Annotated in this window: 1 pseudogene; it reads right to left on the reverse strand. The window is 50.8% G+C overall.

The window, feature by feature from the left end:
• A pseudogene (locus HMPREF2983_RS03925) lies at nt 1-370 on the reverse strand (conjugal transfer protein TraG); the annotation flags it as partial.

The following is a 370-nucleotide window of genomic DNA, read 5'->3' on the forward strand; positions in this document are numbered from 1 at the left end:
GTAGGTCATCCGTATCGGAAAGTGTATGCAGACACAGCTGATTGTCGCCCACACGCACAAGGTCTGCGCCCAGACGGATGTCCTCCAAAGACGCATGCCCTTCTTCTGATAGAGAGAAATACCTGTCAAGCAGTCCGCCCTTTTCATTTGTGCCTACCAACTCGTCTTCTGTCATGCGGACAATCCTTATCTGCTCGGTATCATTGATGATGCGCTCGAACTGGTCTACGGCTTCCATAAACTTCATCACCTCCTCCTTGTTGGTGATTTCCTTGGGTAACAGGTGTCCACGGCAGAGTGAAGAGAAGTTGCTCTGCTGTGCCATGCGCTGCTTGTTGGTCTTGGTAAGGAAGAGATAGACTGAGTGGTG

This window comes from Prevotella sp. HMSC077E09 (assembly GCF_001814685.1).
GTDB lineage: Bacteria > Bacteroidota > Bacteroidia > Bacteroidales > Bacteroidaceae > Prevotella > Prevotella oris.